Annotated in this window: 35 protein-coding genes and 1 riboswitch; of the genes, 23 read left to right on the top strand and 12 right to left on the bottom strand. The window is 68.8% G+C overall.

All coding sequences use genetic code 11. The features are described 5' to 3' along the window. The first annotated feature begins 61 nt into the window (after positions 1-61). From ACFOSH_RS02280 to ACFOSH_RS02260, 5 genes are read left to right on the top strand one after another with little or no spacing between them, the layout of a single operon-like run. Positions 62-490, top strand: coding sequence for an SRPBCC domain-containing protein (locus tag ACFOSH_RS02280; RefSeq protein WP_378236907.1), 429 nt, complete (start codon positions 62-64; stop codon positions 488-490). After that, entirely contained in the window at positions 480-812 is a 333-nt protein-coding gene (locus ACFOSH_RS02275; protein ID WP_378236906.1) for an ArsR/SmtB family transcription factor, read from the top strand. Before ACFOSH_RS02280 ends, ACFOSH_RS02275 begins: the two co-directional genes overlap by 11 nt. After that, complete coding sequence (locus ACFOSH_RS02270; RefSeq protein WP_378236905.1) at positions 809-1,258, top strand: SRPBCC family protein; 450 nt, start codon at positions 809-811, stop codon at positions 1,256-1,258. The genes ACFOSH_RS02275 and ACFOSH_RS02270 overlap by 4 nt, the downstream gene beginning before the upstream one ends. Then, positions 1,258-1,950: a DUF899 domain-containing protein gene (locus ACFOSH_RS02265; protein WP_378236904.1), complete on the top strand. Its 693-nt coding sequence runs from the start codon at positions 1,258-1,260 to the stop codon at positions 1,948-1,950. Before ACFOSH_RS02270 ends, ACFOSH_RS02265 begins: the two co-directional genes overlap by 1 nt. A 21-nt stretch (positions 1,951-1,971) precedes the next feature. Beyond that, positions 1,972-3,387 carry an AMP-binding protein gene (locus ACFOSH_RS02260; protein WP_378236903.1) on the top strand — a complete coding sequence of 472 codons (1,416 nt, stop codon included), beginning with the start codon at positions 1,972-1,974 and terminating at the stop codon, positions 3,385-3,387. 70 nt (positions 3,388-3,457) lie between these two features. On the opposite strand, the gene ACFOSH_RS02255 is transcribed toward ACFOSH_RS02260, so the two are convergent. The 4 genes from ACFOSH_RS02255 to mrf are packed head-to-tail and all read right to left on the bottom strand — an operon-like array spanning position 3,458 to position 6,193. Then, positions 3,458-4,531, bottom strand: a complete 1,074-nt coding sequence (locus ACFOSH_RS02255) for a GTP-binding protein (RefSeq protein WP_378236902.1) — start codon at positions 4,529-4,531, stop codon at positions 3,458-3,460. Beyond that, positions 4,528-4,686 (bottom strand): 50S ribosomal protein L32, encoded by a 159-nt coding sequence (gene rpmF, locus ACFOSH_RS02250; RefSeq protein WP_378236901.1) that lies wholly within the window; start codon positions 4,684-4,686, stop codon positions 4,528-4,530. The genes ACFOSH_RS02255 and rpmF overlap by 4 nt, the downstream gene beginning before the upstream one ends. Next, positions 4,686-4,943, bottom strand: coding sequence for a type B 50S ribosomal protein L31 (locus ACFOSH_RS02245; protein WP_020635049.1), 258 nt, complete (start codon positions 4,941-4,943; stop codon positions 4,686-4,688). Before ACFOSH_RS02245 ends, rpmF begins: the two co-directional genes overlap by 1 nt. Next, positions 4,940-6,193, bottom strand: a complete 1,254-nt coding sequence (gene mrf / locus ACFOSH_RS02240; protein WP_378236900.1) for a ribosome hibernation factor-recruiting GTPase MRF — start codon at positions 6,191-6,193, stop codon at positions 4,940-4,942. The genes ACFOSH_RS02245 and mrf overlap by 4 nt, the downstream gene beginning before the upstream one ends. Before the next feature lie 84 nt (positions 6,194-6,277). Between mrf and rpmB the strand changes: the two genes are divergently transcribed. The 6 genes from rpmB to cobA all read left to right on the top strand — a co-directional run bounded on the left by rpmB (position 6,278) and on the right by cobA (position 8,993). After that, complete coding sequence (gene rpmB, locus ACFOSH_RS02235; protein WP_005149951.1) at positions 6,278-6,514, top strand: 50S ribosomal protein L28; 237 nt, start codon at positions 6,278-6,280, stop codon at positions 6,512-6,514. Next, positions 6,514-6,681 carry a 50S ribosomal protein L33 gene (gene rpmG, locus ACFOSH_RS02230; protein ID WP_378236899.1) on the top strand — a complete coding sequence of 56 codons (168 nt, stop codon included), beginning with the start codon at positions 6,514-6,516 and terminating at the stop codon, positions 6,679-6,681. Before rpmB ends, rpmG begins: the two co-directional genes overlap by 1 nt. Beyond that, entirely contained in the window at positions 6,681-6,986 is a 306-nt protein-coding gene (gene rpsN, locus ACFOSH_RS02225) for a 30S ribosomal protein S14 (RefSeq protein WP_378236898.1), read from the top strand. Before rpmG ends, rpsN begins: the two co-directional genes overlap by 1 nt. Then, on the top strand, positions 6,983-7,231 hold the full coding sequence (gene rpsR / locus ACFOSH_RS02220) for a 30S ribosomal protein S18 (RefSeq protein ID WP_378236897.1): 249 nt from the start codon (positions 6,983-6,985) through the stop codon (positions 7,229-7,231). Before rpsN ends, rpsR begins: the two co-directional genes overlap by 4 nt. 64 nt (positions 7,232-7,295) lie before the next feature. After that, entirely contained in the window at positions 7,296-7,703 is a 408-nt protein-coding gene (locus ACFOSH_RS02215; RefSeq protein WP_378236896.1) for an ankyrin repeat domain-containing protein, read from the top strand. 54 nt (positions 7,704-7,757) lie between these two features. Then, positions 7,758-8,993, top strand: a complete 1,236-nt coding sequence (gene cobA, locus ACFOSH_RS02210) for a uroporphyrinogen-III C-methyltransferase (protein ID WP_378236895.1) — start codon at positions 7,758-7,760, stop codon at positions 8,991-8,993. 18 nt (positions 8,994-9,011) lie between these two features. Here cobA and ACFOSH_RS02205 read toward each other — a convergent pair whose 3' ends face one another. Then, the gene (locus tag ACFOSH_RS02205) at positions 9,012-9,899 is read right to left on the bottom strand and encodes an alpha/beta fold hydrolase (protein ID WP_378236894.1); all 888 of its coding nucleotides are present in this window, start codon (positions 9,897-9,899) and stop codon (positions 9,012-9,014) included. A 128-nt stretch (positions 9,900-10,027) separates the two neighbouring features. Between ACFOSH_RS02205 and ACFOSH_RS02200 the strand changes: the two genes are divergently transcribed. The 3 genes from ACFOSH_RS02200 to ACFOSH_RS02190 all read left to right on the top strand — a co-directional run bounded on the left by ACFOSH_RS02200 (position 10,028) and on the right by ACFOSH_RS02190 (position 13,654). After that, on the top strand, positions 10,028-10,870 hold the full coding sequence (locus ACFOSH_RS02200) for a crotonase/enoyl-CoA hydratase family protein (protein ID WP_378236893.1): 843 nt from the start codon (positions 10,028-10,030) through the stop codon (positions 10,868-10,870). Between the two features lie 39 nt (positions 10,871-10,909). Then, entirely contained in the window at positions 10,910-12,613 is a 1,704-nt protein-coding gene (locus tag ACFOSH_RS02195; RefSeq protein ID WP_378236892.1) for an AMP-binding protein, read from the top strand. A 282-nt stretch (positions 12,614-12,895) separates the two neighbouring features. Next, positions 12,896-13,654 (top strand): D-Ala-D-Ala carboxypeptidase family metallohydrolase, encoded by a 759-nt coding sequence (locus tag ACFOSH_RS02190; protein WP_378236891.1) that lies wholly within the window; start codon positions 12,896-12,898, stop codon positions 13,652-13,654. 6 nt (positions 13,655-13,660) lie between these two features. Here the strand turns inward: ACFOSH_RS02190 and ACFOSH_RS02185 are convergent, their stop codons facing one another. The 4 genes from ACFOSH_RS02185 to ACFOSH_RS02170 are packed head-to-tail and all read right to left on the bottom strand — an operon-like array spanning position 13,661 to position 17,424. After that, positions 13,661-14,293 carry an NUDIX domain-containing protein gene (locus tag ACFOSH_RS02185; protein ID WP_378236890.1) on the bottom strand — a complete coding sequence of 211 codons (633 nt, stop codon included), beginning with the start codon at positions 14,291-14,293 and terminating at the stop codon, positions 13,661-13,663. Then, positions 14,290-15,483: an adenylosuccinate synthetase gene (locus ACFOSH_RS02180; protein ID WP_378236889.1), complete on the bottom strand. Its 1,194-nt coding sequence runs from the start codon at positions 15,481-15,483 to the stop codon at positions 14,290-14,292. Before ACFOSH_RS02180 ends, ACFOSH_RS02185 begins: the two co-directional genes overlap by 4 nt. Next, a complete protein-coding gene (locus ACFOSH_RS02175) occupies positions 15,480-16,454 on the bottom strand; it encodes a hypothetical protein (protein WP_378236888.1) in 975 nt (324 codons plus the stop codon). The genes ACFOSH_RS02180 and ACFOSH_RS02175 overlap by 4 nt, the downstream gene beginning before the upstream one ends. 1 nt (position 16,455) lies before the next feature. After that, positions 16,456-17,424, bottom strand: coding sequence for an adenylate cyclase (locus ACFOSH_RS02170; protein WP_378236887.1), 969 nt, complete (start codon positions 17,422-17,424; stop codon positions 16,456-16,458). A 155-nt stretch (positions 17,425-17,579) separates the two neighbouring features. Here ACFOSH_RS02170 and ACFOSH_RS02165 point away from each other — a divergent pair, with 155 nt between their 5' ends. Both ACFOSH_RS02165 and ACFOSH_RS02160 read left to right on the top strand, forming a co-directional pair. Beyond that, positions 17,580-18,515, top strand: coding sequence for a hypothetical protein (locus ACFOSH_RS02165; protein ID WP_378236886.1), 936 nt, complete (start codon positions 17,580-17,582; stop codon positions 18,513-18,515). A 44-nt stretch (positions 18,516-18,559) separates the two neighbouring features. After that, on the top strand, positions 18,560-18,967 hold the full coding sequence (locus ACFOSH_RS02160) for a hypothetical protein (protein WP_378236885.1): 408 nt from the start codon (positions 18,560-18,562) through the stop codon (positions 18,965-18,967). A 16-nt stretch (positions 18,968-18,983) separates the two neighbouring features. Here ACFOSH_RS02160 and ACFOSH_RS02155 read toward each other — a convergent pair whose 3' ends face one another. Together ACFOSH_RS02155 and ACFOSH_RS02150 are read right to left on the bottom strand one after the other, a co-directional pair. Then, complete coding sequence (locus ACFOSH_RS02155; RefSeq protein WP_378236884.1) at positions 18,984-19,361, bottom strand: hypothetical protein; 378 nt, start codon at positions 19,359-19,361, stop codon at positions 18,984-18,986. Positions 19,362-19,384: 23 nt separating this feature from the next. Beyond that, positions 19,385-19,894, bottom strand: coding sequence for a hypothetical protein (locus tag ACFOSH_RS02150; RefSeq protein WP_378236883.1), 510 nt, complete (start codon positions 19,892-19,894; stop codon positions 19,385-19,387). A 308-nt stretch (positions 19,895-20,202) separates the two neighbouring features. Here ACFOSH_RS02150 and ACFOSH_RS02145 point away from each other — a divergent pair, with 308 nt between their 5' ends. From ACFOSH_RS02145 to ACFOSH_RS02120, 6 genes are all read left to right on the top strand, one after another. Next, entirely contained in the window at positions 20,203-20,436 is a 234-nt protein-coding gene (locus ACFOSH_RS02145) for a hypothetical protein (RefSeq protein ID WP_005150017.1), read from the top strand. A 37-nt stretch (positions 20,437-20,473) separates the two neighbouring features. Further along, positions 20,474-21,109: a CDP-alcohol phosphatidyltransferase family protein gene (locus tag ACFOSH_RS02140; RefSeq protein ID WP_378236881.1), complete on the top strand. Its 636-nt coding sequence runs from the start codon at positions 20,474-20,476 to the stop codon at positions 21,107-21,109. A 63-nt stretch (positions 21,110-21,172) separates the two neighbouring features. Then, the gene (gcvH, locus tag ACFOSH_RS02135) at positions 21,173-21,556 is read left to right on the top strand and encodes a glycine cleavage system protein GcvH (protein ID WP_378236880.1); all 384 of its coding nucleotides are present in this window, start codon (positions 21,173-21,175) and stop codon (positions 21,554-21,556) included. Between the two features lie 125 nt (positions 21,557-21,681). Beyond that, positions 21,682-22,149: a glycogen accumulation regulator GarA gene (gene garA, locus ACFOSH_RS02130; RefSeq protein WP_016334077.1), complete on the top strand. Its 468-nt coding sequence runs from the start codon at positions 21,682-21,684 to the stop codon at positions 22,147-22,149. Next, the gene (gene ftsR / locus ACFOSH_RS02125) at positions 22,146-22,907 is read left to right on the top strand and encodes a transcriptional regulator FtsR (protein WP_378236879.1); all 762 of its coding nucleotides are present in this window, start codon (positions 22,146-22,148) and stop codon (positions 22,905-22,907) included. Before garA ends, ftsR begins: the two co-directional genes overlap by 4 nt. Before the next feature lie 218 nt (positions 22,908-23,125). After that, positions 23,126-23,599, top strand: a complete 474-nt coding sequence (locus ACFOSH_RS02120) for a bifunctional nuclease family protein (RefSeq protein ID WP_005150031.1) — start codon at positions 23,126-23,128, stop codon at positions 23,597-23,599. Between the two features lie 390 nt (positions 23,600-23,989). Here ACFOSH_RS02120 and ACFOSH_RS02115 read toward each other — a convergent pair whose 3' ends face one another. Next, entirely contained in the window at positions 23,990-24,604 is a 615-nt protein-coding gene (locus tag ACFOSH_RS02115) for a TetR/AcrR family transcriptional regulator (RefSeq protein WP_378236878.1), read from the bottom strand. A 297-nt stretch (positions 24,605-24,901) separates the two neighbouring features. On the opposite strand from ACFOSH_RS02115, the gene ACFOSH_RS02110 reads away from it, so the two are divergent. Then, entirely contained in the window at positions 24,902-25,483 is a 582-nt protein-coding gene (locus ACFOSH_RS02110; RefSeq protein WP_125794182.1) for a MerR family transcriptional regulator, read from the top strand. 46 nt (positions 25,484-25,529) lie between these two features. Beyond that, positions 25,530-25,626: riboswitch (glycine riboswitch) on the top strand. Positions 25,627-25,780 lie beyond the last annotated feature (154 nt).

The following is a 25,780-nucleotide window of genomic DNA, read 5'->3' as shown; positions in this document are numbered from 1 at the left end:
CAATCAGCCGGTTGCTATACAAAGTTATAGCAACCGATTGATTGCTACTTGAGGAGATGTCATGGGATTCCCCGACCGCATCGAACGCACCGTCGAGATCGCCCATCCGCCCGCGAAGGTCTGGTCCGCGCTGACCACGGCCGAGGGGCTCGGCGCCTGGTTCGGGAACGAGGCGAGCATCGACCTGCGGCCCGGCGGGGCCGCGGAGATGAGCTGGGAAGGGCACAAGGCGAACATGCGCGTCGAGCGCATCGAGGAGCCGGAGATCTTCGGGTTCACCTGGCACATCTACGGCCTGCCCGAGGACGACCCTCGCCGCACCTACGTCGAGTTCACCCTCGCGGCGGCCGGCGCGGGCACGCGGCTCACCGTCGTCGAGACCGGCTTCTCGCAGCTTCCGGACGACGCCCACCGTGTCGCGTTCGAAGGGAACACGAAGGGGTGGGCGGCCGAGCTGGGCGAACTGATCGAATACCTCGATGCCGCCTGACAACGAAGCGATCGCCGAACAGGTCTTCGTCGCACTGGCCGATCCGAGCAGGCGGAGCATCCTCGCCACCCTGGCCTCGGGCGGCCCCGCCACGGCGACCGACCTGGCCGACCGGCTGCCCATCACGCGGCAGGCCATCGCCAAACATCTCGCGCTGCTCACCGACGCCGGACTGGTGACCCCGGAGCAGGGGGAGCGGCGGCGCGTCCGCTACCGGCTGCGCTCGGCGCCCATGCAGGTCGCCCAGCGGTTCCTCGCCGCGCTCGCCCGCGATTGGGACGGGCCGCTCGCGGCTCTGAAAGACCATTTGGAGAGATCATGACCGGCTTCACGACGAGTTTCACGGTGGACCAGACACCACAACAGGTCTTCGACGCCTTCACCGACGTCCGCCGGTGGTGGTCGGAGGAGATCGAGTACACCGGCGACGAGTTCGAGTACCACAACGAGGAGATCCACCGCTGCCGGATGCGGATCACGGAGTCGGTGCCAGGCCGCAAGGTCTCGTGGCTGGTCCTCGAGAATCACTTCGACTTCATCAGCGACGAGACCGAATGGGTCGGCACCACGATCACGTTCGAGATCGGCGAGAAGGACGGCAAGACCGAGGCGCACTTCACCCACTATGGACTGGTCCCGGAGTACGAATGTTTCGAGGTCTGCCGCAAGGCGTGGACCTTCTACGTCGGCACCAGTCTCCGGGACCTGGTCACCACCGGTGAGGGGCAGCCGAATCGGCGAAGTGTCCTGCCCTCGGAGGCCGCGTGATGGACACGGTTTCCCCGGCTGAATGGGAAGAAGCACGGCTTCGCCTGCTGGTGAAGGAAAAAGAGCTCACCCGTGCCCGCGATGCCCTCGCGGCCGAGCGGCGGCGGATGCCTTGGGTCGCGATCGAAAAGTCCTACGGGTTCGACGGCCCGTCCGGGACGATGAGCCTGCTCGACCTGTTCGAGGGACGCCGCCAGCTGATCGTCTACCGGGCCTTCTTCGATCCCGGCGTCGAAGGCTTTCCCGACCACGCCTGTAAAGGCTGCTCGCTGGTGGCCGATCAGGTCGCGCACGTCGCGCATCTGAACGCTCGCGACACCACCTTGGCCTTCGCCTCGCGAGGCACGCAACCGGACATCGCGCGGATGAAGGCGCGGATGGGCTGGACGATGCCGTGGTACACGATCACCGGCGATTTCGACGTCGACCACGGTGTCGGTGAATGGCACGGCACCAACGCCTTCATCCGCGAAGGTGACCAGGTGTTCCGGACGTACTTCGTCAAGGATCGCGGCGACGAGGTCATGGGCGGCACGTGGAGCTACCTCGACATCACCGCGCTGGGGCGGCAGGAGGAGTGGGAAGACTCGCCGGAGGGCTATCCGCAGACTCCGCCGTACGAATGGTGGAACTGGCACGACTCGTACGAGGATTCCGCTTCGTCGGGTGGAGGGTGCTGCTCGGGGTCGTGAGCCTGGGTTAGGGTCCGGCCGGTGGAGAGTTTGTTTCTGACCCGGGTGCTGGACGCGCTGCGCTCGGGCGGCGAAGAGGTGCTGTTCGTCCAGGACGGTGTGGAGACTGGTTACGCGCAGGCATTCGAACTGCTGCGTCGGCTGTACGCGGGACTGCCGGAAGGCGGGGTGGTCGCCATCGACGCCGGTAACCGGCCTGAGACCGTCCTCCTGCAGATCGCCGCCCAACTACGGGGTTCGACGGTGCTGCTCGTCGCCGCGTCGGCGAGCTCGCCGGATCGTCTCGCCGCGGTCGAGATGGCCGGTGTCACCACCCTGGTGGCAGAGAACCCGGAGGACTGGCCTGCCGGCGACGCGAGGGTGACCACACTCGGCGAACTGATGGACCGCGACGGTGCCGACCCGGCGGGGCTGCCGGGGTCGGTCGCCGTCGTCTTTCCCTCCGGTGGCACCACCGGAACGCCGAAACTGATCCGGCACAGCGGGATCTACGACGGGATGGCTCATATCTTCGCGCCGGATCCGCCCGCGCCGGGACGCACCCTGCTGATCGCGCCGATGACGCATATGACCGGTAACGCCACCGTGCTGGGGGCGATCCTGCGGCGGGAAAGCGTGGTGCTGCTGCGGGGCTTCGACGCGGGCGCCGTGCTGGACGCGATCGCGGAACACCGGATCACCACGTTGTCGCTCACCCCGGCGCGGCTGGCCGCGGTGCTCGATCATCCGGCCATGACGTCGTGCGACGTCAGCAGTGTGCGCGGACTTTCGCTGGGTGCCGCCCCGCTTTCGCCGCGGCGGCTGGCGCAGGCGCTCGACGTGTTCGGGCCCGTGGTCGGGCAGGGATACGGGCTCACGGAGGCGCCGATGATCGCGAGCATCTCCGCGGCGGAACTCGACGGCCGGCCGGAGCGACTCGAGTCCGTGGGCCGGATCGTCCCGGGTATGGAGGCGCGGATCGACGACGGGGAGGTCCTGGTGCGCGGACTGTCCATGATGGACGGATACCACGGGGCGGAGCCGATCGGGGACGGCTGGCTGCGGACCGGCGATCTCGGTCGGTTCGACCACGAAGGGTATCTCTACCTCCTGGACCGGGCGAACGACGTCATCATCACCGGCGAGCACGGCACCAAGGTGCACTCGACCGTGGTCGAGAACGCGCTCACCCGGCATCCGCTGATCCGTTCCGTGGCCGTGTTCGGTGTGCCGGGCGACGACGGCGAGCTGGTCCACGCTGTGGTGGTCCCGGTCGCGCCAGGAGCGCTGTCGGCCGACGAAGTCCGGGCACACGTCAGGGAGTTCTTCGGGCGGGAGCATTTCGTACCGTCCGATGTGGACTTCGCCGAGGCGCTGCCCCTGACGGCGATCGGCAAGGTCGACAAGCGGGCGCTCCGGGCGCCGTTCTGGGCCGGGCATCGTCGCCACATCGCGTGAGCAAGTACATGAAGGCCCCTTCCTTGTGCTAGCCGCAAGGAAGAGGTCTTCATGTACTTGGCCCGGGACCTCAGTGAACGTGCACCGCTTCCCATTCCGGAAACGGATCCGCACCGCCCGAACCGGTAGCCAGACAAGCCCGGAGCGAGTCCACCAGCGCGTCCTTCTCCAGTCCCACCCCGATGAACACGAGTTCCTGCCGCGGCGCCTCCTCGACTCCTTGCGGCTCGAACCGCGCGACCGACCCGGCCTGCGACCACAGCCCGGTCACCCCAGGCCGCGAAGTCAGCGAGAAGAACCCCTTCGACCGCAGCACCGTCCCGAACTCCCCGGAATCGAGCCTGCCGAGGAAGTCCCACAACCGCTCCGGATCGAAGGCGAGCGACGCGCGGAAGACCACGCTGGAGATCCCGTACTCCTCGGTCTCCGGTACATGATCACCGTTGAGTTCGGCCACCCAGCCTGGCGCTTCCTGCGCCCGCTCGACGTCGTAGCGCCCGGTGCCGAGCAGCCGGTCGAGTGGGATTCGGCCGTGTGTCGAGACGAGTACCTCCGCGGCCGGGTTGAGCCGCCGCAGCACCGCCGTCAGTCGTTCGAGGCAACCGGCCGGGACGAGATCCGCCTTGTTCAACAAGAGGACGTCCGCGAACTCGATCTGGTCCATCAGCAGGTCGCTGACCGTCCGCTCGTCGCCGTCGTACTGGTCCAGCCCACGTTCGGTCAGCGCGTCCCCGGCCGCCAGTTCCCGCTCGAAGTTCACCGCGTCGACCACGGTCACCATCGTGTCCAGCCGCGCGGTGTCCAGGAAAGAGAACGTCGCCGCCACGGGCATCGGCTCGGAGATCCCGCTCGATTCGATGAGCAGGTAGTCGAACCGGCCGTCCGCGCAGAGCCGCGACACCTCTTCCAGCAGGTCGTCGCGCAGGGTGCAGCAGATGCATCCGTTGGTCATCTCGACGAGCCGCTCCTCGGTGCGGGACAGGCTGTTCCCGTCCCGCACCAGCGCGGCGTCGATGTTGACCTCGCTCATGTCGTTGACGATCACCGCCACCCGCAGCCCGTCGCGGTTGCCGAGGACGTGGTTGAGCACGGTCGTCTTGCCCGCGCCGAGGAACCCGGACAGCACCGTGACCGGCGTCGTCATTCCCCGCCTCGGTGGAAGTGTTTCATCAGCTTGCGCGGCACGAGTTTCGTCTCGCCGTTCACCTTGATCGGCACCAGATCCGGCACGGCCGCCTTCCACTGCGACCGCCGGGACCGGGTGTTGCTGCGCGACATCTTCCGCTTCGGGACGGCCATTACTTCGAACCTCCCCGGCGGCCGTAGCGGCGGTGGAACTTCTCGACCTGGCCCGCGCTGTCCATGATCCGCTGGTTACCGGTCCAGAACGGGTGCGACCACGAGCTGATCTCGACGTTCACCACCGGATAGGTGTTGCCGTCGCTCCACTCGATGGTCTGCTCCGACGTCGCGGTGGACCGCGTCAGGAAGGCGTCCCCGGTGGAGAGGTCCTTGAACACCACGGGGTGGTAGTCGGGGTGGATTCCGGGTTTCACTGCGTTTCGTCCTTTCGGTTCGACGCGTTCACGTCGTGCTTCTCGGGGTCGGTTTCCGTGTCCTCACAAGGTTCTTCGTGCCACTCGCCGAACGGATCCGGGTAACGGAGCCATTCCTGTTCACCGGCGGCGAGTTCTTCCTCGGTCAGCAGGGCCCCGTTCAGGGCGGCTTCGATCTCGTCGGGCGTGGCCTGATCGGTGACGACGACCAGTTCCTGCGCGCGGTCGCCGAACAACGGGTCCCAGCGCAGGGAGGCGAGCGTGCGGCGCTCGGGGGAGACGTCGGCCCAGTCCGGTCCGTCGGGGGCGGCGAGCCACGCCCCGGCGTGCCCGACGCCGAGACCGCCGCCCGCGGACTCGATCCACAGCGCCATGTCCGGCTGGCTCGCCACCCACAGCCGTCCCCGGGTGCGGACGACGCCGTCGAGCAGGACGTCGATCGCGTCGTGGAGTCGCTCCGGGTGGAACGGGCGCTGCGAGGTGAAGGTGAGCAGCCCGATGCCGCAGTCGGTGTGCAACGGCGGTTCTCCCCGCAACAGGGGGCCGTGCATGTCGGTGACCTCGCCGCGCCGGGCGTCGGACGGGACGGCGTCGAGGACGGTCTTCCCGTCCACCGCGGACAGTTCGACGCGGGGGATCGAGGGTGCGACCCGGTCGAGCACCGCGGACGCCTTCGCCGCGGACCAGGCGTCCGTCGCCGAGCCGGCGAGGACGAGCAGGTCGGCGAACTCGACCTGGGACAGCGCGACCTGGGCGACCGTGCGCTCGTCCTCGGGGCTGGCCCGCAGGTCCCGTTCGGCGAGGGTGTCGTCGCCGGTGCTGTGGGCCAGCCAGTTCGCGCAGTCGACGACGGTCAGCACGGCCCGCAGGTCGACGTCCTCGATCACCGGCCGCTCGCCGACGAGGACGTGGTGCAGCGCCCAGCTGACCGGCTCGGGCTCCATGGCCTCGTCGAGCCGCACCACGATGCGCCGCACCTGCGGCGTCCGCGAAAGCTTCCGCAGCAGCGGCAGGAGGTCTTCGCGCAGCGTGCAGGAGACACAGCCGTGCGCGAGTTCGAGGACCGTCAGCTGGTCGCGTTCACCGAGCCGGATCCGGCGCCTGACCACGCCGGAGTGGATCTGCCTCAGGTCGTGGTGCACGACGGCGGTGCCGGTCTCGGCCGAGCGCAACCGCTCGGCGAGGTCGGCGTTCGGTCCCGGTGCGAGGCCACTGATCAGGACGAGGGGCACGCGCGGGTTTTCGGTCACTGAAGCTCCGGGGCGTCGATTGCGGGCTGGTTCGGCTGTGTACAGTAAATGAAAACGACAACCGATATCAACTCGGGAGGGTGTATGTCCGCCGTGTGCCAGGTCACCGGCCGCAAACCGGGCTACGGGAAGCAGGTGTCGCATTCGCATCGGCGCACGTCCCGGCGCTGGGAGCCGAACCTGCAGGCCAAGCGGTACTTCGTGCCGAGCGAAGGACGCTGGGTCCGGCTGCGGGTCTCGGTCAAGGGCATGAAGACCATCGACAAGCGGGGGATCGAGGCCGTCGTGGCCGAACTCCGCGCGAAAGGGGTGAAGCTCTGATGGCCAGGAGTACCGACATCCGGCCGGTCATCAAGCTCCGCTCGACGGCGGGCACCGGCTACACCTACGTCACGAAGAAGAACCGCCGGAACGACCCGGACCGCATGGTGCTGCGCAAATACGACCCGGTCGCGCGCAAGCACGTCGAGTTCAAGGAGGAGCGCTGATGGCCAAGAAGTCCAAGATCGCCAAGAACGACCAGCGCAAGGTGGTCGCCGCCCGCTACGTCGAACGACGGCGTGCGCTGAAGGCCATCATCGCTTCGCCGTCCGCGTCGCCCGAGGAGAAGGGGGCGGCGGTTTCGGCCCTGCAGGCGATGCCGCGGGACGCCAGCGCGACCCGGATCCGCAATCGCGACACCGCCGACGGCCGCCCGCGCGGCTACCTGCGGAAATTCGGGCTCTCGCGGGTCCGGATGCGGCAGATGGCACACAACGGCGAACTGCCCGGCGTCACGAAGTCGAGCTGGTGAGCGCGATGGCCAAGCCGAGCCGGGACCGCCCCGCCAAGCGCAAGACGAACCTGTTGCACGCCAACAAGATCACCGAGGTCGACTGGAAGGACGCGGACCTGCTGCGGAAGTTCATCTCCGACCGCGGCAAGATCCGCGCCCGCCGGGTCACCGGGCTGACGCCACGGCAGCAGAAGCAGGTCGCCACGGCGATCAAGAACGCCCGTGAGATGGCGTTGCTGCCCTACCCCAACGCGGGCCGCTGACACCGCCGGTCCGGGCGGTGCGACACGCCGCCCGGACCGCGGTTCCTGTGGAAGAATCGGCTCCATGACGGAGAACCCCGGACAGGCCGAGGAATTCGACCCCGAACTGCTGGAGCTGTGGGCGAAGGTGTTCGGTTTCGCCCGATCGGGGTCGACGGCGGAGATCATCGCCTACGTCGACGCCGGTGTGTCGGCGAACCTGACCAACGACAGGGGCGACACGCTGGTCATGCTCGCGGCCTACCACGGTCACGCGGAGACCGTCACGGCGCTGCTCGAACGCGGCGCCGATCCGAACCGCGAGAACGACCGTGGTCAGAGCCCGCTGGCGGGCGCTGTCTTCAAGAACGAGCCCGACGTCGTGAAGGCGCTCCTCAAGGGCGGCGCGGACGCGACGGCGGGGGAGCCGTCGGCGATCGACGCGGCCAGGATGTTCGGCAACACCGAACTGCTGGCGTTGCTCCAGGGCTGAGGTAGTTCTCACTCGGATCGCGGTCCGGGCCGCTGAATCCTTACACTGCCCCGCATGGATGACCCGCATTACCTCTCCGGCCTCGACCTGGCCGGCCGTCGTGTCGTGATGATCGGTGGCGGGACGGTCGCCCAGCGCCGCCTGCCGCGGCTGATCGGCGCCGGCGCGCGGGTCGAGCTGGTCTCGCCGCACACCACGCCGTCGGTGAGCGCCATGGCCGACGCCGGGGAGATCGTCTGGCACGAACGCCGCTATGCCGAGGGCGACCTCACCGACGCCTGGTACGCACTGGCGTGCTCGAACGATCCCGAGGTCAACGCCGCCGTCTGCGCCGAGGCCGAACGTGCTCGGGTGTTCTGCGTCCGCGCCGACGACGGAGACCTCGGCAGCGCGGTCACCCCGGCGTCGGGCAGGCACGGCGGACTCCTGGTCGGCGTCCTCTCCGGCGGCGAGCCGCTGCGGTCGGCCACCGTCCGGGACAGCATCCTCGACGGCCTCCGCGCCGGGACCGTCGCCGACGGCCGCGTCCCGGACGCCCGCGACGACCTGCCCGGCGTCGCCCTGGTGGGCGGTGGCCCCGGCGACCCGGAACTGATCACCGTCCGCGGCCGCCGTCTCCTCGCCAGGGCCGACGTCGTCGTCGCCGACAGGCTGGCCCCGCGCGAACTGCTCGACGAGCTCGCACCCGACGTCGAGATCGTCGACGCCGCGAAGATCCCGTACGGCCGCGCCGCCAGCCAGGAAGTGATCAACTCCACCCTGATCGACCGGGCCAAGGCGGGCAAGTTCGTCGTCCGGCTCAAGGGCGGCGACCCGTACCTGTTCGGCAGGGGCTTCGAAGAGGTCCTGGCCTGCGCCGAAGCCGGCATCCCGGTGACGATGGTCCCCGGCATCACGAGCGCGTTCTCCGTGCCCGCCGCCGCGGACGTCCCGGTGACCCATCGCGGTGTCGCCCACGAGGTCGTGGTGGTGTCCGGCCACGTCGCGCCGGACGACGAGAAGTCGCTGGTGGACTGGGATCTGCTGGCGAAGATGCGCGGCACGATCGTGCTGATGATGGGCGTCGAGCGCCTTCCGCTGTTCACCAAGGCGCTTCTGTCGGGGCGGCCGGGGGACACGCCGGTGGCGATCGTCGAGGACGGCACCATGCGCACGCAGCGGGTTCTTCGCTCTACTTTGGACAGTGTGGTCGAGGACGCCGCCGCGGCCGGGGTGCGCCCGCCCGCGGTGATCGTCTTCGGCCCGGTGGCGGGGCTGGCTCAGCCCTCGTGGTCACTGTCCGAGACGTAGCACCGGGCGCGTGCCGGGTCAGCGGTCGTGACAGCGCGCCGCGAAGCCGGTGATGGCGTCGGTCAGGCGGCTCGGGTCGAAGCGCAGTTCGACCGGGCTGCGGGCCTGGACGAACTCGGCCGTCGGCATGTCCGCGGCCAGGGTGTCGGCGTCGCCGAAGGGGTGGATCGGGTCGCCCTCGTGCCCGATGACCAGGGCCGGGGTCTCGATCTTCCGCCGGATCGACTTGGGCGGCGCGATCCGGCCGAAGAGCACGCCGTGCAGGAGCGCCGCCATCGGCGCGGGCTGCTGGGACAGCGTGTCGGTGACGACGTCGACCCACTGGTTGCCGTGCGGGACGAGCTTCGCCGCCAGCGCCACCCCCTGCACGGTCACCGGCAGGAACCGGGCGGCCATGAGCAGCGGTGTGAAGGTGATCAGCCCGGCGACGATCGCGTTGTCCAGCACCGGCATCTCCACGACCAGGCCGAGCGCGCGTTCCGGCGCGGAGACGCCCACTTCGAGCGCGACGTTGGCGCCCAGCGACGTCCCGCCGATGACGGCGGCGTCGACGTCCAGGTGGTCGAGCAGCGCGACTGTCTGCTCGGCGAACGCGGGCATCGAGTACAGCCACGAGTCGGTGGGCCGGTCCGAATCACCGTGCCCGAGCAGGTCGAGGGTCACGGCCCGGAAGCCGGCCCGGGCCAGCCTGCGGGCGAGCGGGGCGTGCATCCGCCTGGTCAGCATGATGCCGTGGGTGAGCACGACCACCCGGTCGCCGGAGCCGAACTCGGTGTAGGCGAGCCGGTGACCCTCATGGGTGAAGGACCCCGAAAGCTCGATCGGCCGGGAGGGTCGCTCCCGTCGCCGCCCCGGGATGAGTGCGGGCAGGTCGGCGACCGCGATGGCGCTGCTGGCCGGGCTCATATCCCACCGTCCTTCGTCGATCGTCGGTACTCGCCGGTAGTACTCGCTGGTACCAGGAAAGCATCTCAGGTGCGGCCGGGCACAGTGGCCGTTGGCAGCCTGTCAATCACATGAGTCAAGATGACCCCATGACCGCTACAGCTGACAGTCTTCCCGATCTCGTTTCGCTCAAGGTGGAGATCGACCGGCACGTCGCCGAAGTGACGCTGCTCGGTCCGTCCAAGGGCAACGCGATGGGCCCCGATTTCTGGCGTGAGCTGCCGATCGTCTTCCGCGCGCTCGATGCGGACTCCCGTGTCAGGGCGGTCGTGCTGACCGGGAGCGGCAAACACTTCTCCTACGGGCTGGATCTGCCCGCGATGATGCCCAGCTGGGGTGAAATGCTCGGCGGCGACGCGCTCGCGGGCCCGCGGACGAAGTTCCTCGATGAGCTCAAGACGCTCCAGGCGAGCGTGTCCTCGGTCGCGGAATGCCGCAAACCGGTCATCGCGGCGATTTCCGGCTGGTGCATCGGCGGTGGTGTCGACGTGATCGCGGCCGCGGACATCCGCCTCGCGAGCGCCGACGCGAAGTTCAGCGTCCGCGAGGTCAAGGTCGCGATCGTGGCCGACCTCGGCAGCCTGCAGCGGCTCGCGCCGATCATCGGCGAAGGGCACCTGCGGGAGCTGGCCTACACCGGCAAGGACATCGACGCCGCCCGCGCGGAGAAGATCGGCCTGGTCAACGACGTCTACGCGGATCAGGACACCGTCCTCGCCGAGGCGCGCGAGATGGCGGGGGAGATCGCCACCAACCCGCCGCTGGTCGTGCACGGCACCAAGAACGTCCTGTCGGCCAACACCGAACGCCAGGTCGCGGAAGGCCTGCGCTACGTCTCGGCCTGGAACGCGGCGTTCCTGCCCAGCAAGGACCTCGGCGAGGCCGTGCAGTCCTTCCTCGAGCGGCGCGCGCCCGAGTTCAAGGGAGAGTAGAAAGAACCGGCGGCCAACCAGCGGACCAGGAGGACGATCGTGAGCGCTTCGGAGGCATACCGCACGTTCCGCGAGGCACGGGACTATCTGCAGGCCCATCGCGAGGACTACGAGACCGCCTATCGGGACTTCACCTGGCCGCGGCCCACCGAGTTCAACTGGGCGCTGGACTGGTTCGACGTCGTCGCCGCCGACCCGGCCAATCAGGACCGGTACGCGCTGTGGATCGTCGAAGAGGACGGCATCGAGAACCGCTGGACCTATCCGGAGATGGCTCGCCGGTCCGACCAGGTCGCGAACTGGCTGCGCTCGCTCGGCGTCGCGAGGGGCGACAGGCTGATCTTGATGCTGGGCAACCAGGGCGAGCTGTGGCAGACCATCCTCGCCGCGATCAAACTGGGCGCGGTCATCATCCCGGCCTCGACCCTGCTCGGCCCGGCGGACCTCGCCGATCGGGTCGAGCGTGGCGCGGCGAAACACGTGGTGATCCGCTCCGTCGACGCGCACAAGTTCGAGAACGTCGAGGGTGACTACACCCGGATCGCCGTCGGTGAACAGGTCGAGGGCTGGCGGTCCTTCGTGGACGCCTACGAGGAAGCGGACACTTTCACCCCCGACGGCCCGACGCTGTCGGAAGACCCGCTCTTGCTGTACTTCACCTCGGGTACCACCGCGAAGCCGAAACTGGTGCAGCACACGCAGGTCTCGTACCCCGTCGGCCATCTGTCCACGATGTACTGGATCGGCCTCGAACCGGGCGACGTCCACCTCAACATCTCCTCGCCGGGCTGGGCGAAACACGCGTGGAGCAACGTTTTCGCGCCGTGGAACGCCGAAGCGACCGTGTTCCTCTTCAACTACGCGCGTTTCGACGCGGTTTCCTTGATGGCACAGATGGAGCGGTGCGGCATCACCAGTTTCTGCGCTCCGCCGACGGTGTGGCGGATGCTCATCCAGGCGGATCTGACCGTGCTGAAGACGCCGCCGTCCAAGGTGGTCGGCGCGGGCGAACCGCTCAACCCCGAAGTGATCGACCAGGTCGAAAAGGCTTGGGGCGTCACGATTCGCGACGGTTTCGGGCAGACCGAGAGCAGCGTCCAGATCGCCAACACCCCCGGACAGGACGTCGTGCCGGGCTCGATGGGCCGTCCGCTGCCCGGCTTCACCGTCGCGCTCGTGGACCCCGTCACCGGCGAGCGCGCGCAGGAGGGCGAGATCTGTCTCGACCTCGACAAGCGACCGGTCGGGCTGATGACCGGGTACGCGGACGACGACGAGCGTTCCGCGGCCGCCTTCGCTAACGGCTTCTACCACACGGGGGACGTCGGCTCGATCGACGAACGCGGCTACATCACCTACGTGGGCCGGACGGACGACGTCTTCAAGGCGTCGGACTACCGGATCTCACCCTTCGAACTGGAAAGTGTCCTGCTGGAACACGACGCCGTCGCCGAAGCGGCCGTGGTCCCCGCACCCGACCCGATCCGGCTCGCCGTGCCGAAGGCGTACGTCGTCCTCACGAACGGGCATGAGCCCACGGCCGACACCGCGGCGTCCATCCTGGCCTTCTGCCGGGAGCATTTGGCGCCGTACAAGCGAATCCGGCGGCTGGAGTTCACGGAGCTGCCGAAGACGATCTCCGGCAAGATCCGGCGGGTCGAACTGCGAGGACGCGAGAACGACGCCGCCGAGCGGCCGGCGGGGGAGTTCCGCGAGGAGGACTTCCCGCAACTGAAGGGCTGACCCCCGCCCCGCCCCCGCCACGCCGCACTCACGTGATCAGACGGGAAACTCACGTGATCAGACGGGCGACACGTGTGATTGGACGGACATGTCTTGTGTCGCCCGTCTGATCACGCGAGATGTCCGTCTGATCACGCGTGATCGCCGCGCCGGAGAGAGGGTGTGGGTCGAACGACCCACAGCATGGTGCCAGGAACCGGGTTAGCATCTCGGGCAGTGAATCGTTGACAACCCGTGGGGGTCACGGGTCTCACCTTCCCTGCTTTGAAAGGTGTTCCTGTCATGCGCATTCGTTTCCTCCTGCCGATGCTCGCCCTCGTGGCCGGGCTCGGTACCGCGGTGGCCACCCCGGCCGCCGCCGATCCGGGCCCGGTGACGGCGGGCGACATGGCCGCCGCCGACGCCTGTTACTCCTGGGGACGCACGTTGTCCGAGGGCGCGTCCGGTGAGGACGTCCGGCAACTGCAGATCCGGGTCGCCGGTTATCCCGGTTACGGTGGCGTGCTCGCCATCGACGGCCAGTTCGGCGCGGGCACCAAGGCCGCGGTCACCCGCTTCCAGCAGGCGTACGGGCTGGGCGCGGACGGCATCGCCGGATCGGCCACGTTCACGAAGATCTACGCGTTGCAGGACAACGACTGCTCGCCGGTCAACTTCACCTTCGCCGAGCTGAACCGGTGCAACTCCGACTGGTCGGGCGGCAACGTCTCAGCGGCGACGGCGAAAGCCAACGCACTGGTGTCGATGTGGAAGCTGCAGGCGATGCGGCACGCCATGGGTGACCGGCCGATCACCGTGAACGGCGGCTTCCGCAGCGTCGCCTGCAACAACGCGGTCGGCGGAGCGGCCGCCAGCCGTCACCTCTACGGCGACGCGGTCGACCTCGGGGCGGGCTCGCAGGGCTTCTGCGGGCTGGCGAAGCAGGCCCGTAACCACGGGTTCAGTGAGATCCTCGGGCCGGGCTACCCCGGCCACAGCGATCACACGCACGTCGCCCACCGGGCCAACCGGTTCTGGTCGGCGTCCTCCTGCGGGATCTGACCGGCGTCATTCCCAGCGCCACAACGACGGCGGTCGTCCTCCCTTGGGGAGGGCGGCCGCGTGTTCGGTGGTGCGCCGCAACCCGGGGACCCGCTCCATGATCCGGCCAAGATTGGCCGGATACGGGCGGTCCCCGGTCAGCGCTTCGGTCGCGTCCAAGGCTTGCGCCGTGGTGAAGATCGGGCCCAGCAGCCCGGCGGTGAAGGTGATGTCCCGCCACAGTTTGTCGGCCAGCAGCGGACGGCAGTCCGCCACGATCCGGTCGTGGTCGAAAACCAGCGGAGGCACCTCGGCCAACGGCGTCCACACCACGTTCCCCGGATCGTCGAGCGCGGGGGACGTGGTGGCCCACAAGGCGACCGACAGCGTCGGGCCCCGGGGATCACGGTTCGGCTCGTCGAAGGTGGCGAGCTGTCCCGTCGCCGAGAGCGCGTCCGGCGGGAGCCCGAGTTTGGTGACGGCCGCCCTCCCGGCCGCGTCCCGCAGCCGCTCCCCGAGCCCGAGCAGCACTCCGGGCAGGGCGAGTTCCCCCGCGAACGGCTCGGCGGCTCGCGGCGCGATTCCCAGCAGCACTGTCCTGGTGTCAGGGGCGAACCGCACCACGAGCACGTCCACGGACACCGGCGTCGACTCGATCACGCGTTGATTGTCGACCTTGCCTCCGTGACCCGGTAACCGGCCCTGTCCGGGCCGTACCCGGCGACGGCCACCGGCAGCCGCGCGCCGAACCACGCCAGTGGATCCGAGAGTTCGACGGCGGGGGAGCCGTCGCCGGACACGACCCGCAGGCCGGTCGCGTCGAGGTGGGTCACCGCGAGCGCGTCCACGCCGTCGCAGGCCGCGATCGCGTAGTCCAGCAGCGCCGCGTCGAGATGGCCCGCCCGCCACGCCCCCTGGAACTCGCCGGTTCCGTTGTGCGCCTCGGGAAAGCGGGCGAGCACAGCGGCGGACTCGGTGGGCAGCGGCCCCGCGCCGTGCCGGGTGAGATAGGTCCGCGTGACACCCACGACCGTGTGCGGGCGCCCGCCCAGCAGCTCGCGGGCGTTGTGCGGGGTGGTGGTGGACCAGGTCGTATGCGGATGGAACCCGTGGTGCTGGTCGAGGAGAACCCCCTGCGCTCCCTCGAAAACCAGCCTTCCGGCATCCGCGAGCCGTCCCGTTTCGCCCCTGTCGGTGATCCGCACCGCGTCCGCGAAGTCGCGGTACAGCGCCACCAGTTCGGCCACGCCGTGCGACGGCGTGGCGAGCGGGGCGTAGAACCGCGCGAGCGCGTCCAGTTTGCGCCGCAGCACCGACGGCCGGGCGCAGTCGGCGACCGTGGGCGCTTCCCCCGGCGTCCCGATCACCTCCTGGTTCTCGACCATCTCGCCCGGCCCTGCCCCGGGCAGCAGCGAGTACCAGACGGTCTCGCCGACGCCCTTCCCGCACGAGCCGTGCCGGTTCGCGCCGCGGGCGTCCTCCCGCGCCCGGTTGGCATGGATGTGGAACGGCGTCGTGAGGAGGGCCTGACCGTCCACACTCAGCAGTGACAGTGGATTCCGGACGCCGACGGCTTCGAGCCGGCGGGATTCCGAGGCCAGCGCGAACGGCTCGACCAGCACGAACCGTGAGAGGTGGGTGGGCACGCCGGCGAACGTGCCCGCCCCGAACTGGCTGAAGGTGTGGTGCCGCCCGTCCGCGACGACGTTGTGCGCGGCCTGCGCGCCGCCGTTGAAGCGGACGACGGCGGTGGTGGGCCGGTCGGCGCAGAGCGCGTCGACCACGGCCCCCTTGCCCTCGTCGCCGAAGCCGAGCCCGACCACCACCACGTGCCCGGCAAGCGGACTCATCGCAGCACCACGTCGCTCGGGCCGCCCGGCTCCGGGATCGCCGAGGTGACGACCGACCTGGTGCCCAGTTTCGCCAGCGCCTTGCCGACAGCCTTGCTCTCGGCGACCGAGCCGACGTCCGCGAGATCGGCGAGCGCCCGGTCGACGTCGACGACCCGTTCCTCCAGCCCGATCGTGGCCGCGATCAGTTCGCACACCGCGCCGGGGTCGTCGAGTTTGAGGAAGTTCTGGCCGAGCAGGCCGCTCCAGTGCTCGCCGATCTCCGGGTCGTTGTAGTACGAGGACTGGTTCGGCAGCACGAAGTAGACGTGCCACTTGCGGGCCAGCTCCCGGTACACCGACGCGGGATCGATGTCTTCCCGGACGTCGTCGCCGAGCACACGGCGGATGTGGCGGGCCTCCAGCGCCGGCTTGTTCAGCTCGTCGCCGATCAGGAACAGGTAGCCCTTGCGGCCGCGGTTCCGCCACGCGTCGGTGACCACGTGCCGGGCCATGAAGTAGGCGGCCAGCTCGTAGGACTCGCTCTTCTGCCCGCCGCCACCGCCTTCGAGGAAGATCGTGCGCAGCTGCTCGTCCATCCTGTTGTCCGATTCGAACTGCCCGATCTGCAACGGGACCCGGTCGCTGTCGGCGTCGCCGATCGCGCCGAACAGCACCTGCGGGTCGGCGAGATAGCCCCGGCGCTTCAGCAGACCGTGCAGTTTGCCGAGCTTGCCCTGCATGATCCGCGGTACCCGGCGCATCGAGCCGGTGACGTCGAACAGCACCGCGATCGGCGTCGAATCGGTATGGTCGGCCGAATCCCGGCATTCCCGTACGGCGTTCTTCGGGTCGAGCGCGGCCGCGGCCTTCCAGTCCTTCGCGGGTTTGGCGCGGAGATCGGCGCTGTAGCCGAAATCGTCCTCGCCCTTGGCCGCGCGGAAGGTCTTCGCGGCGGCGTAGGCGTTGTCGTCCCAGTGTCCGTGTCCCATGTCAGGCTCCTGTCTCGGGGATGGTTAAGGGGCGGAAGGTGCGGGGGCCGTACAGCTCGCCGAGCAGGTCGTCGTACTCGTCGAGCAGATCGACGGCTTCGGGTCGCTGTGCCGGGTCTTCTTGCGTGCACCACGTGGCGAACGCACGCTGCCGGGTTTCCGCAGGCGCCAGCAGGGAAAGCATCAGTTCGTGGAGCATGTGGACGTCGGTCGCCGCGGTCATCGAAAGTCCCTTGTGGACTTCGGGCGGGTATCGGAGGGAGTTGTCCGCCGCCAGCGGAAGCGCCCCGTCTTCGACCGCGAAGGACCAGCCGATCAGGACGATCCCGTGCCGTCCGGGGTGGACGAGCACGTTGTCCGCGGTGAGATGGCCGTGGACGACGCCGGCGCGGTGCGCGCCCGCCACGGCGCGCAGCAGGCGCCGGTGCATCCAGGCGTAGTCGCGGCCCTCGAGTCCGGCAGGGAAGGCCTTCGCGATGTCGGCGAGGGTGACGAACCCGTCGACGAGCGGATCGAGGACGCTGAACGCGCGGTCGCCCCGCGCCACCGGACCCGAGGTGTCGAGCAGCCGCGGGTAGTAGGGACGCAGCCAGCGGTGCCGTTCGGTGAAGCCGTCGAGCGTGCGCAACGCCGCCCATTCGGCGTGGATCAGCGGGTTGAGCGCCGGGTCTCGGACGAGTTTGACCAGGTGAGGGCCGGTGGTGCGGTAGGTCGTCGAGACACTGCCCACCGCGTGCGGGGCGGTGAGGGTGTAGGCCGAGGTCGCCGTCGTGACGGTCTGGCGCCGGGCACGTTTCCAGTCGGAGTGAAGACGATTGAGGGTGGCGGCCGCCCGGTGGGCGCGGGGGTCGCCGGGGTTGCGGTCGGGGTGGAGCGCGGCCGCCAAATCGCGGTAACGGTGGTGAGTGAACAGAGTGGCCGCATCGATCGAACTCTCGACCACTGTCACGGCGTCGTCCCCGGTGAGCATGGTTTGAGTCTAGACGACTCTTACCTCGGCCCGCAAGGGGCCCCCGGTGGGCGAGGAGGACGAAATGACCGCGGAAATGGTGGGCGTAGGTACAAATCCCGTGCCGTCGGACCACGTCGAAGAATAGACTGGATCGGTCGGACAAGGGGGTGTCGATGACTTTTCGGGAAGTGTCTCCAAAAGGCAAGACGCGGCCGGAAACGGTGGCCGTTCTGGTCGTGCTCGGAATCGTCCTGGGATTCATCGCGGCTTTCGCCGGACGGTGGGTCGTCGAAGGGCTGGCCGATTCTTACGACGTGCGCGCGGTGGTTTCCGTATCGGACTCCACGACGACCGAAGGGCAGAACGGTCCGCACACCACCTACGAGACCCTGGCGATCACCGAGGACGGCCGCGCGATCGAACTGCCGACGGATCGGGCGTTCGGTCTCGCGGAGCCGGTGGTCGCGAAGCTCTCCTCGGTGACCGCCAGGGTGTTGTCCGTGCGCGGGGCCACCGCGGTCGTGGAGGTCCACCATCCGTGGGAGAAGACCGCGGTGATGTCGATCGGCGGAGCGCTCTTGATGCTCGGGGCCGTCGTGGCGTTCTCGGTCGTGAGGCCGGTGACCGCGCGGAAGTCGCTGTCGTTCCTGGCAGGCTTCGTCTTCGCCGCGTATGTCGTGCTGGCGCCACTCGGTTTCGGCGGGACGGCGTACCGCGACGCGGCAGATCCCGTCCCGAACCTGTGGGAACACCGCCGTGAGGCGTGGGGGCCGCCGCCGGTGATCGGCAAGGGGCAGACAGCCGCGTCCGGGGACTCCGCCGTGCGTGTCGTCGACAGCCTGCCGAAACCGCCCGAAGGGGCCGAGGCGTGGCTGAGTGGATTCCACGTCCTCACCTTGCGGATCGAGGCGTCCCGCCTGGGCGATACGGCACTGGAGCTGTCAGCCGACGAGCACGGCGCCCCGCGGCGGGTCGGTGACTGCGCGGGTGCTCCCGGCGCGTTCGAGGGCACCGCGGGTCTCGTCTGTTTCGTGGTCCCACCCGGATATCAGCCGAAGTACCTGGTCGTCGGCAAACTCGACCGGGAAACCCTGTTGTCTCTTCGTTGATCGAGGAAAGGAATTCAGTGCCGGGCAAACCGCGGAATTCCAGAATGCTTTTCCAGGTGCTGGCGGCCGGGATCCCGTATGTCGTCCTCTTGTGGTTCGTCTGGGGGGCCTTCGGTGACCACGTCGGTGAATTGAGAACCGGCGAGGACGTCACGGTCACCGATGTCTCGGGATGCACGGAGGAGGGATCGCCGATGAGCGGTCAGATCCCCTACTGTGCGGGTGACTGGCGGTTCGACGACGGGCGAACCGGTCGCGGGCAGATCGAGGGTGCCAGGGTCGCGGAGGGCGACAGGATCTTCGCCGGCGACGGATTCGTCTACCCGTCGAGGTCTTCGCTGATCTGGCGACTGTCGGTGGGCGGGGTGGTCGGCCTGATCCTGCTGGGCATGGCGATCGGCCTCGGGGTCCTGTACCGGCTGGACCGGACCCGGCAGCGTCGCGAGAAGTGACGCCGCCGGGTGCCCGTCAGAGCCGGGTCGCTTCGATCTGCCGCTCGTCCTCGGTGGAACAGCTCGTCACCGGATCGTTCGGCCCGCTCCCGCAGGTCCAGGAACCGATCACCACCGGCCCGGGGCCCTGCGGCGAAGCGGCTTCGGCGGGCGTCAGCTTGGTGAAGTAGTCCGTGAGCACCTGGGTCGCTTCGGCGCACTCGGTCTTTCCGTGCGCGACGACCTTGTTCTTCGAACCCTGGGGCCCGGCCACCTCTCCACAGGGTGTTCCGGCGGCGACCGGCGCGGCCGCGGGGGAGGACGGCTGCGGCGCGGCCGCGGGGGCGGGATCGGCGCCGCAGCCGCTCAGCAGGACGACGGCGAGCGCGGCGGGAACTACGGCGAGGCTCTTCATGGGCCCTTCTTCTCGGGGGTGGTTCATTCGACGGGGACGACGGCGGCGAACACGTTCTGCTCGCCCTTGCTGCAATTGGTGCCGCCTTGCGCGGCGGGGGCGCCGGAGACGCACAGCCAGCCGTCGACGGTCTCGCTGACCGGCTCGTCCGAGCCCGCGGACTGGCGTCCGGCGATCCTCTTGTGGAACGAGCCGACGATCCCGGTCGCGTCCGCGCAGGAGACCCCGGGCCCGTTGAGCACCTGAAGGGTCAGCCCGCTCGCCGCGGTCACCGTGCCGCACGAACCCTGTACCGGTTCAGCCGGCTTCGGCTTGGGGGCGGGATTCGGGGCGACGGAAGAACTCGGCGCGGTCTGGGACGGGATCGGCGGTAGCGACGGGCTGGTCACGACCGAGGGGAGAACAGGCGGCGAGGCCGACATCGAGGTGACAGGCGGTGGCGGAGCTTCGCCCGAACAGGCGGCGAGCGTTCCGGCGACGGCGCAGGCCGCGAACAGGCGCCGCCAGGTTCCCGTGGTCGTCGAGACGGGCAAGGCGATCCTTTCGTCGGCCGGTCGTGGCCGGCCCATTCTGACCCGGCCGGGCCCGATGCCGTGGCATTGAGCCACGTTCGATTCGCGGGAGGTTATCGCGCCGACGGCGCGGCGGTACGCGAGGACCGCCCAAGTACTGTCCATTGTGGACAATTAACATGCCGTTCACGGCGTGACAACACCCTGCTGTCGTCGCGAACCGATCGGACGAATCCGGCCCGGAACCGTTAACACGCGGGCCCGTTCTGCCGAAAACAAAGGTAGCGCTCCGGCGTGTCCCAGTCCCCGTCACCGAAACCGTGAGAGCGATGAAGACCGACGAACAGACCGATCCCGCGTCACCCCAGGCCACCGCACCGGCGAACACGGAGCTGCCACCGACGGCACCGTGCACCGTCGTCTGGTGCGGCGGCCGCCCGTACGTCCTCGAGAGCTCCGCCGGCCACACCCGCTGGATGGGCACCGACCACCGAGGCAGGCCCGTGGCGCTGACCAGCGCGGACCTGCAACGCCGCGGCTGGACCCACACCCGGGCCAGCTGACGCGGGAGGACCTGCCGCCGCTGGATAGGCTGAGCGGGTGAGTACGCCCCCCGAACCGAGCGTGACCAGTGAAGAGCCGTCTTTGCTGCGGCAGGCCCTGAACGTCCCCAACATGCTTTCGATCCTCCGGCTCGCCGGGGTGCCGGTCTTCCTCTGGCTGCTGCTCGGCCCGAAGGAGGACGGCTGGGCGCTCGGGCTGCTCGTGTTCAGCGCGCTCACCGACTGGCTCGACGGCAAACTCGCCCGCTGGCTCAACCAGATGTCGAGGCTCGGCCAGCTGCTCGACCCCGCCGCCGACCGGCTCTACATCCTCGCGACGCTCATCGCGTTCCTCATCCGCGACATCGTCCCGTGGTGGCTGGTGGTCCCGCTGGTCGTGCGCGAGGCCGTGCTGGGCGTCTGCGTGCTGGTGCTCCGCCACCGCGGGTTCGCCCCGCCGGAGGTCACCTACATCGGCAAGGGCGCCACCTTCGTGCTGATGTACGCCTTCCCGTTCCTGCTGGTCACCCAGGGCGGCTCCGACATCGCGGCCATCGCCCGGCCGATCGGGTACGCGTTCACGGCGTGGGGCGCCGTCCTGTACGTCTATTCGGGCGTGCTGTACGTCGTCCAGACGACCCGGGCGCTGCGAACGGCCGATCCGGCGGGCTCACGGGAGGCGCCGGGCGCGTGACCGGGCGGGATGCGAAACTGCGCGCGTCGGTTTCGAGCGAGAGCATCGGAAAGGGGAGCGGCGTTGTCCACTCCAGAAGAACTGCGCTACACCGAGGAACACGAGTGGGTCTCCGTCCGTGACGGAGGGCTCGTGCGCGTGGGCATCACGGAGTACGCCCAGGACCAGCTCGGTGACGTGGTGTTCGTCGAACTGCCCGAGGTCGGCAAGCAGGTCGGCTCGGGCGACGCGTTCGGCGAGGTCGAGTCGACCAAGAGCGTTTCGGAGCTGTTCGCCCCGCTCGACGGCGAGGTGGTCGCGGTCAACGACGCGGTGACCGACTCACCCGAGCTGATCAACAGCGACCCCTACGGCGAGGGCTGGCTGATCGAACTCCGTCTCGACGACGCGAGCTCGGTCGAATCCCTGCTCGAGGCGGAGGCGTACCAGGCGCTGATCAAGGAATAGCCGCAGGCCGCGGCCCTCCGGGAAGAGTAGGGGGAGCCGCGGGCCGGAGTTTCGATCAGGCACGGTACGTTTGACCTCCACACGTTCTTGAGTAGTGGCAACACACATGCGTTAGGAGAGCTCAGGTGAGCACGAACGACGGGCCCGGCGTTCCCCCGGAGCAGTCTCCGGAGCGGACTTCTGTCTTCCGGGCCGACTTCCTGGCCGACGTCGAAGGCACTGAGGCTCCTCCGGCTGCCGAGGCCCCCGTCCAGGGTGTGGACGCGCTTCCCGCGGGTTCCGCGCTGCTGGTCGTCAAGCGCGGCCCGAACGCGGGTTCGCGCTTCCTGCTGGACCGCGACACCACCAGTGCGGGACGGCACCCGGACAGCGACATCTTCCTCGACGACGTCACGGTTTCCCGGCGGCACGCCGAGTTCCGCCGTGAGGGTGGCGAGTTCGTCGTCATCGACGTCGGCAGCCTCAACGGCACCTACGTCAACCGCGAGCCGGTCGACCAGGCCGTCCTCGCCGGTGGCGACGAGGTGCAGATCGGCAAGTTCCGCCTGGTCTTCCTGACCGGCCCGGGTTCCGGGGGCCAGGGGGCACGGTGACGGCGGCCGGGCGGCCTGATCGGGATGCGTCGCAGCGCGATGGGTTGAGCATCGGGGCCGTGCTGGCACAGCTGCGCGGCGACTTTCCCGATGTCACCATCTCCAAGATCCGGTTCCTCGAGGCGGAGGGTCTGGTCCAACCGGGCCGGACCCCGTCCGGGTACCGGCAGTTCGCTCCGGCGGACGTGGAGCGGTTGCGGTTCGTCCTGTCCGCCCAGCGGGATCACTACCTCCCGTTGAAGGTCATCAAGGAACAGCTGGACGCGGCGGATCAGGGCGCCGCGCCTTCGGCGGAACTGCCCAAGCCGCCGCGGAAACTCGTTTCGCTCGAAGCCCCCGGGGAAAACGGCGGACTGCCGTCCCCCGGGGACTTCGAGACCGATCGCGAGATCAGGCTGACCGAGGAAGATCTGCTCCGCCAGGCAGGCATCGACGCCGCTACCCTGGCTGAGCTGCGGCAATACGGTCTCGTCCGCCCAGGAGCGGCGGGTTTCTTCGATCCCGACGCGGTCCTCGTGGCGAAGACCGTGAAAGCGATGACCGAATTCGGTATAGAGCCGAGACATCTGCGTGCCTTCCGGGCCGCGGCCGATCGCGAGGTCGGCCTGCTGGAGCAGATCGTGACCCCGGTGTATCGGCATCGTGACGAGGATGCCCAGGCGAGGGGCGACGAGGTCGTCCGAGAGCTCGCCGCACTGACCGTGGCGTTACATACGCTCTTGGTGAAGGCCGGAATACGGGCTGTCACGGGCGGTTGAGTGGTTCCGGGGACCGGAAACCGCCGTGAGGCCACTTGTCAATGACTGAATGTTCGGCATCCAATGCCGTACCGTGGAGTTGGGTTTGCCGCGGGCGAACCGGGAATGTCGGAGACAGCGAGCACAGCGCTCGGAAGACGGGTAGCGTCGGGACTGCCGTCGCTTGGTCGTCGAGACAAGCGTTGCGGCCCGTGCGCACGAGAGGGAGGCGAAGCCCGATGAGCGAGATGCGCGTCGTCGGCGTGCGGGTGGAGCTACCCGCGAATCAGCCGATCTTGTTGCTGCGGGAAACCGAAGGCGAGCGTTATCTGCCGATCTGGATCGGCTCGGTCGAGGCCACGGCCATCGCCTTGGAGCAGCAGGGAGTCCGCCCGGCCCGTCCGCTCACCCATGACCTGCTCAAGGAGGTCATCGGGGCGCTGGGCCGCGAGCTGGAACAGGTCGTCATCACCGATCTGAAGGAAGGAACGTTCTTCGCGGAACTGGTCTTCGACGGGGACATCCGGGTTTCGGCGCGACCGAGCGATTCGGTGGCACTGGCGCTGCGGGTGGGGGTGCCGATCCACGCCGTCGACGCGGTGCTGGAGGAAGCGGGCCTCATCATCCCCGACGAGCAGGAGGACGAGGTCGAGAAGTTCCGCGAGTTCCTCGACTCCGTCTCGCCCGAGGACTTCCGCGGCGCGGACACCTGATCACATCCTGAAATCTTGAACGAAGGGGCGGCGCCGGTGGCGCCGCCCCTTCTTCTTGCGTGTGGTGATTCTTCGGCCAGGTGCGCGCCGAGGGTGTCTTGGGTGCCGGGCTCTGGCTGGGGTTGCTCGCCGGTCCGGTCCGTGAAGGGCCCCTTGCCTACCTTGAGGGTAGTGAAGGAGGCCTTCGCTACCCTCCAGATCGCCACGCTGGCCCCAGCAGTCACAGCGGCTGCGCGTGAAGGACCCCTTCCCCAAGTACGTGAAGGGGGCCTTCACGTACTTCAAACGAGCCAAGGGCTCGGAACCGAGTTGGTCCAGATGGTCGTGAGTGTCTCAGGTCGTCAGAACGACCCAAAACGCTCACGACTGCCCCCCGGCGGCCCCGGGACCTCAGGCCGCGGTCGCCTTGACGAACAGGTCCGCCAGTTCCCGCCCGTACCGCTCCAGGTCCGACTTCGGGTCCGCCGCGAACTTCGCGGCGACACCGTCGACGGCCTGCGCGATCGACAGCGCCATCACGTCCGCTGCGAAGTCGCCGAAAGAGCCGTCCTGTTGCCCCTGCCGCAGCTGGCGTTCGAGCCGCCCGGTCCGGAACTCCTCGACCATCGGCGCCGACATGAACCAGCCCTCGGCGTCCGAGCCGCTCGACCCCAGCTCGACCATGACCCGCACCAGTTCCGGGTACGAGCCGAGGAACGCGATCTCCGATTCGATGTAGCCGCGCAAGAGCCCGGCCCGGTCGGTCGTGCCCTGGATCCGCTCCTCGAGGAACTTGTCCTTCATCCCGGTCGCGGTGGTGACCACGGCCTGCATCAGGCCGGCCTTGTTGGTGAAGTGGTACGAGATGATCCGGGTGCTGGACAGCCCGGCCCGTTCCTTGATCTTCGCGAACGACGTCTTGTGGTAGCCGAGCTCGGAGATCGTCGCGATAGTGGCGCCGATGATCTGGGCCCGCCGCGCGGCTTCGGTGACCGACAGCCCCAGCTCCGCCTGGACCTCTTGCATGGCACTTTGGGTGGAGGGGTTTACTTGCATGAGTAAAAAATAACACGGCTGAGTAAAAGTGGCAAGAGCGCGGCCGAACGGGGGACTGGCGCTGGCAAGCCTCAAGAAGAGCTTGAGGTCGACCGCGCGTCGCGTTGACCGCTTTGCCGGACGCGCTTACCGTCAATGGAGGTAAATCGCCAAGGTGTGATTCGGATGTCTGGGGCATTCGTCTTGACGGTTGACTCCGGTGCGGACTCACGTGGGTCCGCGCGGCTTTGTTCGCCGGCCGCCAGGTCGGGCGAGGGGAGGCATGGCGTGGTCGAGGCTGGTAGCCCTCAAGAGCCGCTCGTTCCGGTCGCTGACGGCGAGCAGGGCGAGCTGTTCCCAGACTCTTCCCTCCCGGACGAACTCGTCGGCTACCGCGGTCCCGCCGCCTGTCAGATCGCCGGGATCACCTACCGGCAGCTCGACTACTGGGCCCGGACGAAGCTGGTCGCGCCGAGCATCCGCACGGCGCACGGTTCCGGTTCGCAGCGGCTCTACTCGTTCAAGGACATCCTCGTCCTGAAGGTCGTCAAGCGCCTGCTGGACACCGGCGTCTCCCTGCAGAACATCCGCGTCGCCGTCGATCACCTCCGGCTGCGTGGCGTCCGCGACCTCGCCAGGGTCACCCTGTTCTCCGACGGCACCACCGTCTACGAGTGCACCTCGCCCGAAGAGATCGTCGATTTACTCCAGGGCGGACAGGGCGTTTTCGGCATCGCGGTCAGCGGGGCGATGCAGGAGATCAGCGGCACCATCCACGAGTTCCAGGCCGAGCGGGCCGACGGCGGCGTGATCGAAACCGTCACGCCGGACGAGCTCACGCAGCGCCGTAACGCACGTCGCACCGGCTGATCATGAGGCCGCGTGAGCGGCAGGGTAGGCTCACTTCCGCGGTCGACGAATCCGCGCGGGAGAGACCGAGCCGATAACAGCTCGGCGCCGAAGGAGCAAGTCCTCCCCGGAACCTCTCAGGCACCCTGGACCGCGCGGACTAGACGCCTCTGGAAAGTGAGTCGCCAGGTCACCACCTGGCGGCCCCGCCGACGGTGCAAGCCCGACTCAACCCACGGGCGAAACTCTCAGGCGCCCCATGGGGGTACGGACAGAGTGGGGAGGGCCAGGACAAGCCGTCCCGGCCGCACCCCCGCG

The sequence above is a fragment of the Amycolatopsis speibonae genome, from assembly GCF_042647925.1.
In the GTDB taxonomy this organism is placed as follows: domain Bacteria; phylum Actinomycetota; class Actinomycetes; order Mycobacteriales; family Pseudonocardiaceae; genus Amycolatopsis; species Amycolatopsis speibonae.
This window is presented reverse-complemented; position numbering and strand designations above follow the sequence as displayed.

What these genes read in the sequence shown, in the direction of transcription:
- ACFOSH_RS02280 (WP_378236907.1), top strand. Translation starts at nt 62, where the DNA reads ATGGGATTCCCCGACCGCATCGAACGCACCGTCGAGATCGCCCATCCG.
- ACFOSH_RS02275 (WP_378236906.1), top strand. Translation starts at nt 480, where the DNA reads ATGCCGCCTGACAACGAAGCGATCGCCGAACAGGTCTTCGTCGCACTG.
- ACFOSH_RS02270 (WP_378236905.1), top strand. Translation starts at nt 809, where the DNA reads ATGACCGGCTTCACGACGAGTTTCACGGTGGACCAGACACCACAACAG.
- ACFOSH_RS02265 (WP_378236904.1), top strand. Translation starts at nt 1,258, where the DNA reads ATGGACACGGTTTCCCCGGCTGAATGGGAAGAAGCACGGCTTCGCCTG.
- ACFOSH_RS02255 (WP_378236902.1), bottom strand. Translation starts at nt 4,531, where the DNA reads ATGACGACGCCGGTCACGGTGCTGTCCGGGTTCCTCGGCGCGGGCAAG.
- rpmF (WP_378236901.1), bottom strand. Translation starts at nt 4,686, where the DNA reads ATGGCCGTCCCGAAGCGGAAGATGTCGCGCAGCAACACCCGGTCCCGG.
- rpmB (WP_005149951.1), top strand. Translation starts at nt 6,278, where the DNA reads ATGTCCGCCGTGTGCCAGGTCACCGGCCGCAAACCGGGCTACGGGAAG.
- rpmG (WP_378236899.1), top strand. Translation starts at nt 6,514, where the DNA reads ATGGCCAGGAGTACCGACATCCGGCCGGTCATCAAGCTCCGCTCGACG.
- rpsN (WP_378236898.1), top strand. Translation starts at nt 6,681, where the DNA reads ATGGCCAAGAAGTCCAAGATCGCCAAGAACGACCAGCGCAAGGTGGTC.
- ACFOSH_RS02215 (WP_378236896.1), top strand. Translation starts at nt 7,296, where the DNA reads ATGACGGAGAACCCCGGACAGGCCGAGGAATTCGACCCCGAACTGCTG.
- cobA (WP_378236895.1), top strand. Translation starts at nt 7,758, where the DNA reads ATGGATGACCCGCATTACCTCTCCGGCCTCGACCTGGCCGGCCGTCGT.
- ACFOSH_RS02205 (WP_378236894.1), bottom strand. Translation starts at nt 9,899, where the DNA reads ATGAGCCCGGCCAGCAGCGCCATCGCGGTCGCCGACCTGCCCGCACTC.
- ACFOSH_RS02200 (WP_378236893.1), top strand. Translation starts at nt 10,028, where the DNA reads ATGACCGCTACAGCTGACAGTCTTCCCGATCTCGTTTCGCTCAAGGTG.
- ACFOSH_RS02190 (WP_378236891.1), top strand. Translation starts at nt 12,896, where the DNA reads ATGCGCATTCGTTTCCTCCTGCCGATGCTCGCCCTCGTGGCCGGGCTC.
- ACFOSH_RS02180 (WP_378236889.1), bottom strand. Translation starts at nt 15,483, where the DNA reads ATGAGTCCGCTTGCCGGGCACGTGGTGGTGGTCGGGCTCGGCTTCGGC.
- ACFOSH_RS02175 (WP_378236888.1), bottom strand. Translation starts at nt 16,454, where the DNA reads ATGGGACACGGACACTGGGACGACAACGCCTACGCCGCCGCGAAGACC.
- ACFOSH_RS02170 (WP_378236887.1), bottom strand. Translation starts at nt 17,424, where the DNA reads ATGCTCACCGGGGACGACGCCGTGACAGTGGTCGAGAGTTCGATCGAT.
- ACFOSH_RS02165 (WP_378236886.1), top strand. Translation starts at nt 17,580, where the DNA reads ATGACTTTTCGGGAAGTGTCTCCAAAAGGCAAGACGCGGCCGGAAACG.
- ACFOSH_RS02160 (WP_378236885.1), top strand. Translation starts at nt 18,560, where the DNA reads ATGCTTTTCCAGGTGCTGGCGGCCGGGATCCCGTATGTCGTCCTCTTG.
- ACFOSH_RS02155 (WP_378236884.1), bottom strand. Translation starts at nt 19,361, where the DNA reads ATGAAGAGCCTCGCCGTAGTTCCCGCCGCGCTCGCCGTCGTCCTGCTG.
- ACFOSH_RS02145 (WP_005150017.1), top strand. Translation starts at nt 20,203, where the DNA reads ATGAAGACCGACGAACAGACCGATCCCGCGTCACCCCAGGCCACCGCA.
- ACFOSH_RS02120 (WP_005150031.1), top strand. Translation starts at nt 23,126, where the DNA reads ATGAGCGAGATGCGCGTCGTCGGCGTGCGGGTGGAGCTACCCGCGAAT.
- ACFOSH_RS02115 (WP_378236878.1), bottom strand. Translation starts at nt 24,604, where the DNA reads ATGCAAGAGGTCCAGGCGGAGCTGGGGCTGTCGGTCACCGAAGCCGCG.